15 protein-coding genes are annotated in these 14,493 nt (G+C 44.3%); 10 read left to right on the top strand and 5 right to left on the bottom strand.

Going from position 1 to position 14,493, the window contains the following annotated elements; translation table 11 throughout:
* The first annotated feature begins 66 nt into the window (after positions 1 to 66).
* The gene (gene cax / locus Q5C82_RS16200; RefSeq protein ID WP_003223116.1) at positions 67 to 1,122 is read left to right on the top strand and encodes a calcium/proton exchanger; all 1,056 of its coding nucleotides are present in this window, start codon (positions 67 to 69) and stop codon (positions 1,120 to 1,122) included.
* A gap of 70 nt (positions 1,123 to 1,192) precedes the next feature.
* A complete protein-coding gene (locus tag Q5C82_RS16195) occupies positions 1,193 to 1,987 on the top strand; it encodes a YfkD famly protein (protein ID WP_079996304.1) in 795 nt (264 codons plus the stop codon).
* 38 nt (positions 1,988 to 2,025) lie between these two features.
* Here Q5C82_RS16195 and mscC read toward each other — a convergent pair whose 3' ends face one another.
* On the bottom strand, positions 2,026 to 2,868 hold the full coding sequence (mscC, locus tag Q5C82_RS16190) for a mechanosensitive ion channel protein MscC (protein ID WP_079996305.1): 843 nt from the start codon (positions 2,866 to 2,868) through the stop codon (positions 2,026 to 2,028).
* Complete coding sequence (gene yfkAB / locus Q5C82_RS16185) at positions 2,869 to 3,990, bottom strand: radical SAM/CxCxxxxC motif protein YfkAB (RefSeq protein ID WP_003223122.1); 1,122 nt, start codon at positions 3,988 to 3,990, stop codon at positions 2,869 to 2,871. It lies immediately after the preceding gene.
* A 145-nt stretch (positions 3,991 to 4,135) separates the two neighbouring features.
* On the opposite strand from yfkAB, the gene Q5C82_RS16180 reads away from it, so the two are divergent.
* Together Q5C82_RS16180 and pdaA are read left to right on the top strand one after the other, a co-directional pair.
* A complete protein-coding gene (locus tag Q5C82_RS16180; protein ID WP_003223132.1) occupies positions 4,136 to 4,321 on the top strand; it encodes an SE1561 family protein in 186 nt (61 codons plus the stop codon).
* Between the two features lie 101 nt (positions 4,322 to 4,422).
* A complete protein-coding gene (pdaA, locus tag Q5C82_RS16175) occupies positions 4,423 to 5,214 on the top strand; it encodes a delta-lactam-biosynthetic de-N-acetylase (RefSeq protein WP_003223134.1) in 792 nt (263 codons plus the stop codon).
* Between the two features lie 37 nt (positions 5,215 to 5,251).
* Here pdaA and Q5C82_RS16170 read toward each other — a convergent pair whose 3' ends face one another.
* Together Q5C82_RS16170 and corA are read right to left on the bottom strand one after the other, a co-directional pair.
* The gene (locus tag Q5C82_RS16170) at positions 5,252 to 6,112 is read right to left on the bottom strand and encodes an NAD(P)-dependent oxidoreductase (RefSeq protein WP_003223135.1); all 861 of its coding nucleotides are present in this window, start codon (positions 6,110 to 6,112) and stop codon (positions 5,252 to 5,254) included.
* Between the two features lie 100 nt (positions 6,113 to 6,212).
* The gene (gene corA, locus Q5C82_RS16165) at positions 6,213 to 7,172 is read right to left on the bottom strand and encodes a magnesium/cobalt transporter CorA (RefSeq protein ID WP_003223137.1); all 960 of its coding nucleotides are present in this window, start codon (positions 7,170 to 7,172) and stop codon (positions 6,213 to 6,215) included.
* A gap of 116 nt (positions 7,173 to 7,288) precedes the next feature.
* Here corA and Q5C82_RS16160 point away from each other — a divergent pair, with 116 nt between their 5' ends.
* Positions 7,289 to 8,152, top strand: a complete 864-nt coding sequence (locus tag Q5C82_RS16160; RefSeq protein WP_032727355.1) for a DNA-3-methyladenine glycosylase — start codon at positions 7,289 to 7,291, stop codon at positions 8,150 to 8,152.
* A 32-nt stretch (positions 8,153 to 8,184) separates the two neighbouring features.
* On the opposite strand, the gene Q5C82_RS16155 is transcribed toward Q5C82_RS16160, so the two are convergent.
* Positions 8,185 to 9,183: a hypothetical protein gene (locus Q5C82_RS16155; RefSeq protein ID WP_003223141.1), complete on the bottom strand. Its 999-nt coding sequence runs from the start codon at positions 9,181 to 9,183 to the stop codon at positions 8,185 to 8,187.
* Positions 9,184 to 9,372: 189 nt separating this feature from the next.
* Here Q5C82_RS16155 and rlmD point away from each other — a divergent pair, with 189 nt between their 5' ends.
* The 5 genes from rlmD to Q5C82_RS16130 all read left to right on the top strand — a co-directional run bounded on the left by rlmD (position 9,373) and on the right by Q5C82_RS16130 (position 14,285).
* Positions 9,373 to 10,773, top strand: a complete 1,401-nt coding sequence (rlmD, locus tag Q5C82_RS16150; protein ID WP_003223145.1) for a 23S rRNA (uracil(1939)-C(5))-methyltransferase RlmD — start codon at positions 9,373 to 9,375, stop codon at positions 10,771 to 10,773.
* 365 nt (positions 10,774 to 11,138) lie between these two features.
* Positions 11,139 to 12,122 carry a tRNA-dihydrouridine synthase gene (locus tag Q5C82_RS16145; protein WP_003223147.1) on the top strand — a complete coding sequence of 328 codons (984 nt, stop codon included), beginning with the start codon at positions 11,139 to 11,141 and terminating at the stop codon, positions 12,120 to 12,122.
* Positions 12,123 to 12,394: 272 nt separating this feature from the next.
* The gene (locus Q5C82_RS16140; protein ID WP_003223149.1) at positions 12,395 to 12,946 is read left to right on the top strand and encodes a GNAT family N-acetyltransferase; all 552 of its coding nucleotides are present in this window, start codon (positions 12,395 to 12,397) and stop codon (positions 12,944 to 12,946) included.
* Positions 12,947 to 13,113: 167 nt separating this feature from the next.
* Entirely contained in the window at positions 13,114 to 13,566 is a 453-nt protein-coding gene (locus tag Q5C82_RS16135; protein WP_003223151.1) for a DUF6884 domain-containing protein, read from the top strand.
* Between the two features lie 29 nt (positions 13,567 to 13,595).
* The gene (locus Q5C82_RS16130; RefSeq protein ID WP_003223153.1) at positions 13,596 to 14,285 is read left to right on the top strand and encodes a hypothetical protein; all 690 of its coding nucleotides are present in this window, start codon (positions 13,596 to 13,598) and stop codon (positions 14,283 to 14,285) included.
* The last annotated feature ends 208 nt before the right edge of the window (positions 14,286 to 14,493 follow it).

Genomic DNA, 14,493 nt, shown 5'->3' with positions numbered 1-14,493 from the left:
TGTAATCATGATGATTTTTGTGAAGAATAAAAATAAAACAAGTCATATAAAAGGAGCCATTTCACCATGAATCGTATCTTTTTTATTTTAGTAGCGGCGGGAATTCCGCTTTCTGTGATCGGCAGTTTCATGCATTGGCCTTCTGCCATTCTCTTTGCAGTATATTGTGTAACGATTATCGCACTAGCAAGCTATATGGGAAGGGCGACAGAATCGCTGTCCATTATTGCAGGACCACGGATCGGCGGTTTGTTGAATGCCACCTTCGGGAATGCGGTTGAGCTGATCATTTCTATCTTTGCATTAAAGGAAGGATTAACCGGAATCGTGCTTGCTTCTTTAACCGGTTCAGTGCTGGGGAATCTGCTGCTGGTGGCGGGCTTATCGTTTTTTGTCGGCGGTTTAAAATATAAACGGCAGGAGTTTAATATCCATGATGCGCGCCATAATTCCGGGCTTTTGATTTTTGCCATCATTGTCGCTTTCGTGATTCCGGAGGTATTCTCCGTTGGTATGGGTGACGTGAGCAAGCTTAATTTAAGCATCGGCATCAGCATTATTTTGATTCTGTTGTATGTGGCTGCTCTGTACTTTAAACTCGTCACACACCGCGGTGTTTATCAGCCGAACAATGCCACCCAGCATGTGGAAGAAGAGGAGCCGGAATGGTCAGGCAAGGTTGCTACGATTGTCCTGTTTGCGGCAACGATTGCCGTGGCATACATATCCGAAAACCTGGTGCACACATTCCATTCGGTGGCTGAACAGTTCGGCTGGAGCGAGCTGTTTATCGGGGTTATCATCGTTGCGATTGTCGGTAATGCCGCGGAGCACGCGTCAGCCATCATTATGGCCTATAAAAATAAAATGGATATTGCAGTTGAAATCGCAGTCGGCTCGACGCTGCAGATTGCTATGTTTGTCGCACCCGTTCTTGTGATCTGTTCTATCTTTTTCCCGGTAAGCATGCCGCTAGTCTTTACACTGCCGGAGCTCGTTGCGATGGTATCCTCGGTTCTCTTGATGATCGCCATTTCGAATGACGGGGATTCCAACTGGTTTGAAGGGGCGACACTGCTTGCCGCATATGTCATTATGGCGATCGGCTTTTTCCTTCTATAATCTAAAAAAATGATGGATAACAACAAACCGGGATGAAAAGACTAAGGGAAAATGCCATAGAAAGAGTGATATGATGAAAAAGCTATTTCATTCCACACTTATTGTGTTGTTATTCTTTAGTTTTTTCGGCGGTCAGCCCATCCACGCGAAAAAGCAGTTTAAGGTTCCTAATTCTGTCGCAAGCATTTCAAAGGAAAACACATATCCGAATGCTTCACAGGATCAGCCGATGCTTCAGCCGAGCAAGCTGGCAAAGGAATTGCTCGATCATTCTGATGTGAAGATTGAAAACCCGCACCTTATCAAAATGCTCAATGAGTCCAACATATCCGGTACACCGCTTGCTGTCGGCTACCGGGCGACAATATTTCTAGGGAAATGGGCGCTCGGCTATGAATCAAATGAAACAGTTGCGAACTGGGAATATAAAAAAATCAACACAAACCGTGCAGATAACCGCGGCGGAAAAGAAACGGCTGAAATGCATTATGCCCAGGAACAGCAATACCAAGTGAAAGGCGGCCTGACAGCTAAGGTTCCAAATGCTGAAGATGTCAAAAGCATGATGATGCTGAAAGCGATGAAGAAAACGAACCTTCCGCTTGCATTTGATACGGTTGTCGGAGCAGGTACAAAGCGGGATCAAATTTATAAAGTTGCTCCTAAAAAACTCGGTTATCTAAATGCATATGCACCGGCTGTGAATGAAAAAGGAAAAGTGACTTACGGAGAAGTGTACTTAGTGTTGAAAGGGAATAAACGAAAACTTGTCGTGAAAAATGTCACCTCACAGGGAATCGGCGCTTGGATTCCGGTTCAAGACCACGTCACGTTTAGCTTTCAGCTTTCCTCGCAGCCAAGATAAACAAAAAACTGATTCCAACTTGGAATCAGTTTTTTTATTTATTGCGTTCTCTCAATTCTGACCGCTTCCTCAAGCATTTGCACATTGTTTTGGTACAGCTGGCGAACGAGAACCCGTCTTACTGCAAGGCTGGCGCTGAAATAATCATCATCTTTTACCATGCCTTTTACCGTAAATTCGACGCCGCGATTGATTTTATTCAAAGCGGTGATCCCGTGGATTTGAAACGGTTCTGTTGGATTGCCGAATTCATCCCGCTTCAATGAATCCTGAAGCTCTTCATTCAGCATGTCACATGCTTCTTCCAATACGTTGTACACGCGGTCCGGATCTTCTTTAAAGCTGATGAGAAAGGATTCGGTAATCCTCATAAAATCGATATTATAGTTCTCTATCTGTCTGACCTCGCCGTTGCTGATGGTGAGCAGCTTCCCGCTCCATTCCCGGATTTGCAGCGAGCGAAGGCCGATTTCCTCCACAGTCCCGTTAAACAAATTGTTGACGGTGACATAATCGCCTTTGTGCAGCTGTCGTTCATAAATTAAGAACACACCCGCCAGCACGTCCTTGATCAGCGATTGGGCGCCAAAACCGATGACGATACCGGCTACGCCAGCCCCGGCTAATATTTTGCCAAAATCATGCACAAATAAAGATATAACGTAAAAGATAAAACCAATCGTCGCTGTGTACTGGGTGACAGAACGGATAAGGCTTTCAATTGTTTTTTCTTTTCTTTCTTCAATAAAATCCGTCCGTTTAAAGAATAGCTGGACCAGCCGGTTGATGATAAAGACGCCGATCCAAAGGATAACAGCAACGAGGAGAATATCGACAATTTTATTATGAAAAATCTCCGTGAGTGTTTCTTTCATCCGCATCTAACTCCTGGCTTGACGTTTTGAGAAATCTGTATCTTGATAATAACTGTTTTTGACGAGAACATTCGGTCCGAGGCATCGGACATTCGGACAGTGGCAATTCAGTTCTTTCGCAAGCTTGGTCTTTCTCCATTTTTCATAAGCGGAAGGGAGGCTGTCCGTCTGAATATTGCCTAGCGGCGGTGTATCGCCAAAATCGGTCACGATAATGTTTCCGTCAAAAATGTTCACATTCAGGCGGGAACGGCCGTCAGGATCATTTCTCACCGTGACGTTTTTCGCTCCGTGAAGCCGGCGAAGCAGCTTTTGATCGTCTTCGTCCTGACTGCAGGCATAAAACGGCAGTGTCCCGAACAGCATCCACGTATTTTCATCACGAATATCCAGCAAGCGGTGAATGGCCTGTCTCATTTCTTTCAGGCTGAGAGATTCAAGAGCGCTTGCGAAATCGCTCGGATACATCGGATGGACTTCATGACGCTGACATTTCATATCTTCTGTGATTTGGCGGTGAATATGCTCGATATGCGGAAGTGTGCGTTTATTTAGCATCGTTTCCGCAGATACCATCACCCCGGCATCGACTAACGTGCGGCTGTTTTCGATCATTTTTTCAAAATAGCGCGCGCGCTGTTCGAAGGTCGGTTTTCTGTCCATCATGGCAAAACCGATCTCAGCAAAATCCTCAACTGTACCCCAGTTATGAGAAATATGCAGCACATCAAGATACGGAATAATCCATTCGTATCGATCAATATCAAGGGTCAGGTTGGAATTGATCTGCGTCCGCACACCCCGTTCGTGGGCGTATTTCAATAACGGAACAACATATTCTTTTACTGATTTTAACGAAAGCATCGGCTCTCCGCCTGTAATACTGATGGATCTCAGGCGCGGGATTTCCTCCAACCGTTTTAACAGAAGATCTATTGGCAGAGCATTGGGGTCTTTAGGCTGTAATGTATAGCCTACAGCACAATGCTCGCATCTCATATTGCACAGTGTCGTCGTTGTGAATTCAACGTTTGTCAGCTGCATGTCTCCATACTGGTCAACATCCATATAGGCTTCCCAAGGATCAAACTCAGGTGTAATCGGACGCAGCTTCGTGTTTTGTGTCATGACTATCTAACTCCTTTATAAATGGGGCATACTAACGCTGCCAACAGTTAATTTTAGACCTGATTTGTCAAGATCGCAAGTAGCGCAGTGATTGAAAAACGGCAAAAAATGAGCTACCATAGTAAAAAATGAATGGAGGAACAGAATGGGGAACGCCGTAAACAATAAGGATCAGCAGATTGATTATTTAAAGAACAGACTTGACATGTTTATGAACGTCATCGATTCATTAGACCCTGAAGCAACCGACGTTGAAGATATAGACAGGCTCATCAGCATGCTTGATGACCTGGAAGCCAAATACGAACGCTTTAAAAAAGACTGGGAATAAAAACCGCGCGCACGCCGCGGTTTTTTGTTTGGCATAAAGCGTCAGTATAAAACGAAGCGCCTTTCTGTAAAATAAGAAAAAATGCAGAAGGAGCGCTGGCCATGAAATGGATGTGTTCAATATGCTGTGCTGCCGTCTTGCTTGCCGGGGGCGCAGCACAGGCGGAAGCGGTGCCGAATGAGCCGATCAATTGGGGCTTTAAACGAAGTGTCAACCATCAGCCGCCTGATGCCGGGAAGCAGCTGAACAGTTTAATTGAAAAATATGACGCGTTTTATTTAGGCAATACAAAGGAAAAAACGATTTACTTGACGTTTGATAACGGTTATGAAAATGGCTATACGCCAAAAGTGCTTGATGTCTTAAAAAAACATCGCGTAACAGGAACATTTTTTGTCACAGGGCATTTCGTAAAGGATCAACCCGAGCTGATTAAACGTATGTCAGATGAAGGCCATATTATCGGCAACCATTCCTTTCACCATCCGGACTTAACCACAAAAACGGCTGATCAAATTCAGGACGAACTTGATTCAGTCAACGAAGAGGTATATAAAATTACAGGAAAGCAGGACAACCTGTATTTGCGCCCGCCCCGCGGCGTGTTCAGTGAATACGTGCTGAAAGAAACGAAACGCTTAGGCTATCAAACCGTTTTCTGGTCGGTCGCTTTTGTTGATTGGAAAATCAACAACCAAAAAGGGAAGAAATATGCCTATGATCATATGATCAAACAGGCGCATCCAGGAGCCATTTACCTGCTTCACACCGTATCAAGGGACAATGCCGAAGCATTGGATGATGCAATCACAGATCTGAAAAAACAAGGCTACACATTTAAAAGCCTTGATGATTTAATGTTTGAGAAAGAAATGAAGCTGCCGTCTTTGTAACGAGAAGAGCCTCTCCTTAAACGGAGAGGCTCTCTAATTATTTTATACATTTTATAAGTGCGGCCCAATCCAAGTCTCCGAAGCCTTTTTCAATTCCGCTTTCAAAATGGCCCTTGGCCAGCTCGGCAAGAGGTAGGTTTGCAGAGGCCTGTTCTGCGGCGGCGAGTGCCAGATTGGTATCCTTCAGCCCTAAAGACATTTTGAAACCGGCCGGCTCAAATTTCTGCTCGGCCATGATGGTTCCGTAATTTTGGTAGACAGGAGAGCCAAAGAGCGCGCTGGCGATTTCTAAAAATTGTTTTTGTTCTAAGCCATACTTCTCCATCATTAAGAATGATTCAGATAACGCTTCCAGCATGGACACGAGCAAGAAATTGATGCTGATTTTGGCCGCATTTGCCGTCTTGCTTTCTTCGCCGACGTCAAATACCTGCTGGCTTAGGCTGTCGAGCAGTGGCTTGGCGGTTTGCTTCGCTTCCGCCGGTCCGGCTGTTATGATGCGGAGCGCGGCTTTGGCGGCGGCATCCGGTCTTCCGAGTACAGGAGCGGCGAGGAAGGATTGTTCTTTCTCCGCATGAGCCGCTGCGAGCTTTTCTGAGAACTCAACACTGATTGTACTCATCGAAATGTGAATGCCGTTCTTGGCTAATCCTTCAATCAGCCCGTCTTCTCCGAATGTCACGGCGCTGACAGAATCGTCATCTGAAAGCATCGTTATGATAATATCAGCTGACTCTCCCGCCTGTCGCGGCGTGTCAGCTGCCTGTGCGCCTTCTGTTACAAATGCTTCGGTCTTTTGTTTCGTTCGATTATAAACAGTCAATTCATAGCCTGCCTGAAGCACGTTTCGGGCAATGGGCTGTCCCATATTGCCGAGTCCGATAACAGCAACTTTCAATCTGATCACTCCCTGACATTTTTTCCATTATAAACAAAATGAACATCATATGCATGGAAATCTGCTTCCCAATATAAAAAAGAACAGCTTCACGCTGTCCTTATTTAAAAATTTTGAACCATCCTTTATGTAAAAACCATATCAGCATCCCGATCACAAGCGCGGCCATCAGGCCGAGTACAGCAAAATATCCGTATTTCCAATGCAGCTCCGGCATGTTGTCGAAGTTCATGCCGTATACGCCGGCAATAAAGGTGAGCGGGATAAAAATGGTCGATACGATCGTCAGTGTCATCATAATCGCGTTCATCCGGTTTGAATTCAATGTCACGTAGCTGTCGCGCAAGTCGGACGTCATGTCACGATTGGATTCGACAATCTCAGACAATTTTAACAAATGATCGTATATGTCGCTGAAGTAGGCTTTCGTTTCCCGCTGCTCTTTCACATTGTCAAGGCTTAAAATCCGATAGAGTAAATCACGCATCGGAATAATGGTCCGTCTTAGATGCAAAAGGTCTGTCCTGAGATCAAACACCTCGTTCATCAGTGTTCCGTACGTTTTGTGGGTCCGGCTTTCTTCAATTTCGTTCAGCCGGTCTTCAATTTTGTACACGAGAGGAAAATATTCATCAACAAGCTGATCCATGATCATGTAAGAGATATGCCCAGGCCCTTTTTTTAATATGTCCGGTGAAGCATACAAACGCTCTCGGACTTTGGCGATTCCGGGTGTTTCGTGTAAATGAAAGGTGACGACAAAACGTTCGCCTTGAAAAATATCAACTTCTTCCGTCTCAAGTGTTTCCTTATTCAGCGCATGAATCACGTAAAAGCGATAACCGTCATAATGGTCAAGCTTCGGCCGCTGCATATGCTGGAAGCAATCCTCAATGGCAAGCGGATGAAAATGAAAAAAATCTCTCAATAATGCCGTTTCCGTATCCTCCGGGCCGTATAAATCAACCCAGTACCACGCAATATCAGGCTGTTCCACTCGTTCGATCGGTATATTTTTCAGCAGCTGATGCTCTGTTGTAATTGCCGTAATGTTGATCATAAACAACCCTCCACCTGCCATTATATCATGCGGTCTTTATGAGAAAAGTATACGGTGTTCTGCCTATTTTCAGCGGCGTGTTATACTGGACAAAAAACGGAAATAGGGTGGATTTCATGTGGAAAGAAAAAGTATTTGTCACGCCTCCGTACCATTTTGACCGCGTGCTGGACAGACTGTCTTTAGACCCTCTTAATGCAGCTGATAAAGAAGCGCGGGAAATCCGCGTGCCGGTCAGAAACCAAGCGGGAGATGTGTGCATTGTGAAGGTACAGGCGTTAGGCCATGCGGATGAGCCTGAGTTTCTCGTCAGCGGAGAAACGGATCAGGATGAGATGATGAAGGAAATCAAGCGGATTTTTCAATGGGAAAATGATCTGCAGCACGTTCTCGATCATTTTTCGAAAACGAGTCTGTCCGCTATTTTTGAAACGCATGCAGGCACGCCGCTTGTACTGGATTACAGCGTGTACAACTGCATCATGAAATGCATCATCCACCAGCAGCTCAATCTTTCCTTCGCTTACACGCTAACAGAACGGTTTGTCCATGCGTTTGGCGAACAGAAGGACGGCGTGTGGTGCTATCCAAAGCCGGAAACGATTGCGGAACTCGATTATCAGGATCTGCGCGATCTGCAATTCAGCATGAGAAAAGCGGAATACGCCATTGATACGTCAAGGATGATCGCAGAAGGCACACTCAATTTGTCAGAGCTTCCGAATATGACGGATGAAGACATTATGAAGAAACTAATCAAAATCAGAGGCATCGGCCCGTGGACCGTACAAAACGTCCTCATGTTCGGACTTGGACGCCCTAATTTATTCCCGCTTGCAGATATCGGACTCCAGAATGCAATTAAACGCCATTTTCAGCTGGACGATAAACCTGCAAAGGACGTCATGCTGGCGATGAGCAAGGAGTGGGAGCCTTATTTAAGCTATGCGTCTTTGTATTTGTGGAGGAGTATAGAATGAAAAAGCAGCTGCCTTTTCGGCAGCCGCTGAGATTAATCAATCTTCACTGTCATGCTTTGGCCTGAAGCGCCACTTTTAACAGGTGAAAACGTGATTTTTAATTGGTGAAGATCTTCCGCTTTTCCAATGTATACAGCTCCTATCACACCTTCGTTTTCTGTGTGCGGCGCGAAAACGTGATCATTGTCTTTAAGGATATTATTATCAGCAACGGTCAGCTTTTGTCCGTCATCTGTTTCTACAGATTCGATACCCTGCCAATCAACTTGTGTGTCTCCTGTATTCTCGGCTTTATAAGTGATTTGAATGTAACGAAGAGGTTCAGACACTTTTTGATCTGTCATTTTTTTAAAGAGCTTCAGCTGGAGGGGGCTGATATTTGTACGCGACAGCAATTTGACTTGATCGACAGTAATCGTTAAGGGCTTCATTGCTGTCTGTTTCTGGACATCAGCGATTTTGTCTAATGTAACAATTTCTCCATTGTCCTCGGTGGATGTTTCACCGGGCTTAGAGAGAATTTTTTTCCCGCTGTCTTGGCTTGAATCATCTGTTTCATTGTCGGTATCCAGCGGCTTATCGCTTTCCTGAATCAGCTGATTGTCAAGATCGGCAAATCGAATGGTCGGTTCGCTGCCGTCATAGTATGACGAATGCTTATACAATGCGCGAAGAAACTGATCGAAGACAATTGACAAGAGACCGTTTTCCATCGATTTTCCGTCTGAGTTGTTAAAGGTGACAACAACCGTATTGTTTTTCACTTCCACATTTTTAATTACTTTTTCTCCATCGGAATTGGCTTCTGTCATTTTTTCAAACGCGCCGTTTAAATCCTTTTTCGAAATATGGATTTTTTTCCAGTCTTCTTTGGTGATACTGTTAAAGTCTTTTTTTAGCAAATCCAAATTTTTGCTTTCGTCTTCTGCTGTTTTTTCTGTTTTCGCAGAGCTCGCGCTGCTGCTGTTTCCGCATCCTGCCGCACTGAATAATAATCCTAATGCGCAGGCAGCGGTTAGAAATTTCTTCATTTTATCCCTCTTTTATGTAATAGTCATAAACTGTATCGGCTGTCTTGCGTAAATGGTTGAGTAAAAATGGAAATGTTTTTGAAAAATATGAAGGAATCTAGGCAAGCGTGTTATACTAGAAAGATGTGAAAAAAACATTTCACTTTCTGCCATCTGCAGAAAGCTTCATATAGAAACGGAGAGAACAACGTGAACCAACAAAAAAAACAGGCGCCCGTCGAACTGAAAGTCGGACAAACCTTTCCCCTGACAATTAAGCGTCTCGGCATTAACGGAGAAGGTGTCGGCTATTTTAAGAAAAAAGTCGTCTTTGTGCCCGGCGCGCTTCCCGGCGAAGAGGTTGTCGTGCAGGCGACAAAGGTTCAGCCTAAGTTTTCGGAGGGCCGCATTAAGAAGATCCGCAAGGCGTCAGAGCACCGCGTGACACCGCCTTGTCCTGTATACGAACAGTGCGGCGGCTGTCAGCTTCAGCACCTTGCATACAGCCAGCAGCTTCGGGAAAAACGTGACATCGTCATTCAGTCGCTTGAGCGCCACACGAAGTTTAAAATAGAGAACATGGAAATCAAAGAAACGATCGGCATGGACAACCCGTGGAATTACCGCAACAAAAGCCAATTCCAAATCGGGCGCTCGCAAAGCGGCAGCATCATCGCCGGCTTATACGGCCTTGATTCTCATGATATTGTGCCGATTAAAGACTGCGTCGTCCAGCATCCGGCAACAAATAAAACAACAGGAATCGTCCGCCGCATTTTAGAGGATTTTAATGTGTCTGTTTATAATGAACGGAAGCGAAAAGGCGACGTTCGCACCATTGTGACGCGAGTCGGCTTTGAAACAGGAGAGGTGCAGGTCGTGCTTGTGACAGCAAAAGAAACGCTTCCGCACAAGGAAGAAATCGTCAAAGCGATCCAAAAACGCCTGCCAGAGGTCAAATCCATTATCCAAAATGTAAACGGAGCGAAAACCTCAGTGATTTTCGGTGAGAAAACAAAACCGCTCGCCGGAAAAACAGTGATCCAAGAGGTGCTTGGCGACGTATCATTTGAATTAAGCGCCCGCGCTTTCTTCCAGCTCAATCCGGAGCAAACCGTCAAGCTGTATGACGAAGTGAAAAAAGCGGCGCAGCTGACCGGAAAAGAAAGAGTCGTTGACGCGTATTGCGGCGTCGGCACCATCGGCATGTGGGTAGCGGACGGAGCGAAGGAAGTCCGCGGCATGGACGTCATCAAGGAATCAATTGATGATGCCAAGAAAAACGCCAAAAAACACGGCATGACAAACGCCACGTACGTGACAGGAACAGCCGAGCACTGGCTCCCGAAATGGACGAAAGAAGGCTTCCGCCCGGACGTCGTCATCGTTGATCCGCCAAGAACCGGCTGTGACAGCACGTTTCTGGATACGATCATAAAAGTCAAACCGAAACGCTTTGTCTACGTTTCCTGCAATCCATCCACGCTTGCGAAGGATTTACAGGCGCTGTCGAAAGATTATCGCGTGGACTATATTCAGCCTGTGGATATGTTTCCGCAGACGGCTCATGTTGAAGCAGTGGCGAAGCTTGTATTGAAACCGTCTAACTAAAATAAACAATTCCTAATCAGACCTGGATTTCGGTACGATAAACAATTCCGATTTCTGGGTCTTTTCACGTGCAGCCCATTTATTGAGGTAGGGACACAGAAACAAGTATGTGATGAGCTCCCTAGCTATGTAAGAAAATTTTCAGGAACATAAAGCAGAAACCTGGATAATGTACCTAACCCTATGGCTCAAATTGCTTTAGTCGCTTTTTATATGTTATGAATAAAGGTTTAAATGTTCAAAATTTACTATAGTTTGATAAGAAGTGCTAAAGCATGCTATAAGTGTAAAAGAAGCATGATCAGCTTTTTAATGTTGGGATAAAAGTTTGGCCGTATCCCATTATGAAAGGATTTGAATTTGTTATGATAGATAATTTCTGGCGTGATTTACCACGACCATTTTTTGTACTGGCACCAATGGAAGATGTGACGGATGTTGTGTTTCGCCATGTTGTGAGTGAAGCCGGAAGACCTGATGTGTTCTTTACGGAGTTTACAAACTCAGAAAGTTACTGTCATCCAGATGGAAAGGATAGTGTACGCGGCCGTTTGACTTTCACGGAGGATGAACAGCCAATGGTTGCACATATATGGGGAGATAAGCCTGAAAACTTCCGCCAAATGAGTATTGGTATGGCTGAACTAGGGTTTAAGGGTCTAGATATTAATATGGGCTGTCCTGTGCCTAATGTAGCGGGCAATGGGAAAGGTAGCGGCCTTATTTGTCGTCCTGAAGTTGCCGCAGAATTAATACAAGCTGCAAAAGCAGGGGGACTGCCTGTAAGCGTGAAGACAAGGCTTGGTTACACGGATGTAGACGAATGGCGCAACTGGCTGACACACGTATTGAAACAGGACATTGCTAATCTTTCCATTCATCTGCGTACAAGGGCTGAAATGAGTAAAGTGGATGCGCATTGGGAACTGATCCCGGAGATTAAGAAGCTTCGTGACGAGGTGGCGCCAGATACACTGTTGACAATCAATGGAGATATCCCTGACCGTCAAACTGGCTTGAAACTTGCTGAACAATACGGTGTTGATGGGATTATGATTGGGCGTGGCATTTTTACAAATCCATTTGCCTTTGAAAAGGAGCCGAAAGAGCATAGCAGTAAGGAATTGCTTGATCTCTTAAGGCTGCATCTGGATCTTCATGATAAATATTCAAAATTAGAAGCCCGTCCGTACAAGCCCCTTCCTCGCTTTTTCAAGATTTATCTCCGTAGATTCCGCGGGGCAAGTGAATTAAGAAATCAATGCATGAACACAAAGTCAACAGATGAAGTGCGTGCATTGCTCGATGACTTTGAGAGAAAGTATCTTGATGGGGTGGAGCCACGGTAGAAGTGTTACAATTCAAGGTAAAAGCGAAGTGGAACATTAAACTGGTGTGAAGGCGGTATTGAACCGGATTCTTCCTGCAAATTTTCATCACAAGAAATATCGATAGTCAAAGAGACATTCTGCCGAGAAGCTGTTGAAGCAGAGGGATTATAAATAGTAAGAATCAAGATAGCAGGGACAATTTTCCTTGCTATCTTTTTTTATCTAAAAGGATAAGATAAAATACATGGTAATAATAGGAGATGGTACGGATACAATGAAGGGGGAATTTGATGAAAGAATTTCCTATAATTGAAACAAAAAGATTATGTTTAAGAGAAGTAGACTTTGAAGATGCCAAAGATATGCTAACATATCTTTCAGATCAAGATGTTGTTAAGCCTATGGGGTTAGAACCCTTTGAAACGACTAATGATGTTTATAAAGAGATTAGGTGGTATAAATCCATATATGAAAAAGGTACAGGAATCAGATGGGGAATTACACTTAAAGATTCTGGCATAGTAATAGGAAGTTGTGGGTTTCTTAATAGACTTGCAAAACATTATCGAGCTGAAGTTGGGTATGAATTAAGTAAGGATCACTGGAGGAAAGGAATAGTGAGTGAAGCATTAGAGGCTGTCGTCAAATATGGATACAACCACTTGCAGCTGGAAAGAATTGAAGCTCTTATAGAACCTTCTAATATCCCATCGATAAAACTAGTAGAAAAACAAGGTTTTAACAGAGAGGGCTTGCTGAGACATTATGAATTTACTTGTGGTAAATTTGAAGATTTATATATGTATTCAATGATCAAAGAAGATTTTACATCTGGTTTGTGAAAAGATAAATATGAACTTTAACTAATTTCTCTATTGTGAGAAACTAACCGCGATCTGGAAAACAGGTTCCATTCTTAGTGGTTTTTGACCTGCGAAGTGCTAAGGAGAAATTAAACAGGGCACTTGTTATTTTGGCTATTATATGAAACAGAAATAGGGAGAGAAAAATGAAAAGACTATGCATCATCCCCTGCGGCAAGAAAAAAATCTGGGACGTCCAGCCTGATACCGGGCCGGTAAGAGCAGAGGACGCTTATCTCAGCCCGTTTCATCAGGCGTGCGAGCGATATGCGAAAACATTTTTCGACGAGTGGGTGATTTTGTCGGCGAAGCACGGATTCCTTCGCCCAGATGATATCGTATCGGAAAATTACGATGTGACGTTTGGCACCGGGCATCCGGAAATCATGACAACAGAGGAGCTGCGCCGCCAATTTTGCGAAAGGGGATTTTCTGATATCGAAGAGCTCGTCATGCTTGGCGGAAAAAAATATCGAAGCGTCCTAAACACCGTCACCGGCGAGCATCAACGAATCAGCTGGCCGCTGTCACCGTACAAAGGCATTGGCTACATGCTTCAAGCGCTGAATCGGGCTGTTAAAGAAAAACAAGAACTGTAAAACGTATATATCCGGAAAAGAGTGTGAAAATGAAAAGAATGGTATTCGGTTTCTTTGCCATTGCTGTATTTGGATGCGGCTTATATACCTATCATGTATGGTTCGGTGATCCATTTACGAAAAATGCCGCACAGCAAAAGTTAGTCTCTTATGTGAAACAAACCTATCCCAAAAAAGAAATCAAGATCACGAATGGGGTATATAACGCTAAAACCTCTGAATATGTGTTCCAAGCAAACACCCAATCTTATCGTTATCCAATGTGTACGAAGGGCTTTCTCCATCCGAAAGTCACGTGCGATGGAATTGAAGAAGCGTATACCAAATCAGTAGCAAAATACTTAAATGAAGAAGCATCGAAGGAAATCGAAGCAGATCTGAAAAAAGCGGTTCCGCGAGTCATAAAAGCTGATGCTGCTTTCAGTATCGAAAACGGACAGTTCACGTTAGATACAAAATGGAACAAACAGCTGGCTAAAAAAGCGCCTATGAGCATGACGATTCAGTTAGACGCCAGCGGATTATCAAAAACAGATGCCGCAAAGATGGCGGAAACGGTCAGAAAAACGCTTAATGAAAAGGGATATACATACTCAAACGGCACGATAGACTGTATGCAGAAGGACGGGGACGGCGGTATCGGATATGTCAAATATTCAATTGGTGTTCTTCCGGAAACAGCTATTCAGCCAAACGATGCAGAGGAATTAGGCAGTTAAAAGATTTCCAAGGAAATAAATACGTCGATCATTGTCAAAGACCGGGTGATGCCCGGTCTATTTTGCATGCCATAAAACGAGACAAATGGTTCAGATCGAGACAAAATGAGACACCTGTCTCAAACTGTCTCCAGTGTGAAAATGAAACGACTGATTTTACGGGCTCCAAAGACTGGCACACTTCTTGCATTGATAAATGTGAACCCTA

The sequence above is a fragment of the uncultured Bacillus sp. genome (genome assembly GCF_958411575.1).
GTDB classification, from domain to species: domain Bacteria; phylum Bacillota; class Bacilli; order Bacillales; family Bacillaceae; genus Bacillus; species Bacillus spizizenii.
Note: the sequence above shows the minus strand (reverse complement) of the source record. Positions and strands in the feature narration are given on the sequence as shown.

What these genes read in the sequence shown, in the direction of transcription:
- Q5C82_RS16140 (WP_003223149.1), top strand. Translation starts at nt 12,395, where the DNA reads ATGAAAGAATTTCCTATAATTGAAACAAAAAGATTATGTTTAAGAGAA.
- Q5C82_RS16155 (WP_003223141.1), bottom strand. Translation starts at nt 9,183, where the DNA reads ATGAAGAAATTTCTAACCGCTGCCTGCGCATTAGGATTATTATTCAGT.
- Q5C82_RS16195 (WP_079996304.1), top strand. Translation starts at nt 1,193, where the DNA reads ATGATGAAAAAGCTATTTCATTCCACACTTATTGTGTTGTTATTCTTT.
- Q5C82_RS16180 (WP_003223132.1), top strand. Translation starts at nt 4,136, where the DNA reads ATGGGGAACGCCGTAAACAATAAGGATCAGCAGATTGATTATTTAAAG.
- cax (WP_003223116.1), top strand. Translation starts at nt 67, where the DNA reads ATGAATCGTATCTTTTTTATTTTAGTAGCGGCGGGAATTCCGCTTTCT.
- pdaA (WP_003223134.1), top strand. Translation starts at nt 4,423, where the DNA reads ATGAAATGGATGTGTTCAATATGCTGTGCTGCCGTCTTGCTTGCCGGG.
- Q5C82_RS16160 (WP_032727355.1), top strand. Translation starts at nt 7,289, where the DNA reads ATGTGGAAAGAAAAAGTATTTGTCACGCCTCCGTACCATTTTGACCGC.
- mscC (WP_079996305.1), bottom strand. Translation starts at nt 2,868, where the DNA reads ATGCGGATGAAAGAAACACTCACGGAGATTTTTCATAATAAAATTGTC.
- yfkAB (WP_003223122.1), bottom strand. Translation starts at nt 3,990, where the DNA reads ATGACACAAAACACGAAGCTGCGTCCGATTACACCTGAGTTTGATCCT.
- Q5C82_RS16135 (WP_003223151.1), top strand. Translation starts at nt 13,114, where the DNA reads ATGAAAAGACTATGCATCATCCCCTGCGGCAAGAAAAAAATCTGGGAC.
- corA (WP_003223137.1), bottom strand. Translation starts at nt 7,172, where the DNA reads ATGATCAACATTACGGCAATTACAACAGAGCATCAGCTGCTGAAAAAT.
- Q5C82_RS16145 (WP_003223147.1), top strand. Translation starts at nt 11,139, where the DNA reads ATGATAGATAATTTCTGGCGTGATTTACCACGACCATTTTTTGTACTG.
- Q5C82_RS16130 (WP_003223153.1), top strand. Translation starts at nt 13,596, where the DNA reads ATGAAAAGAATGGTATTCGGTTTCTTTGCCATTGCTGTATTTGGATGC.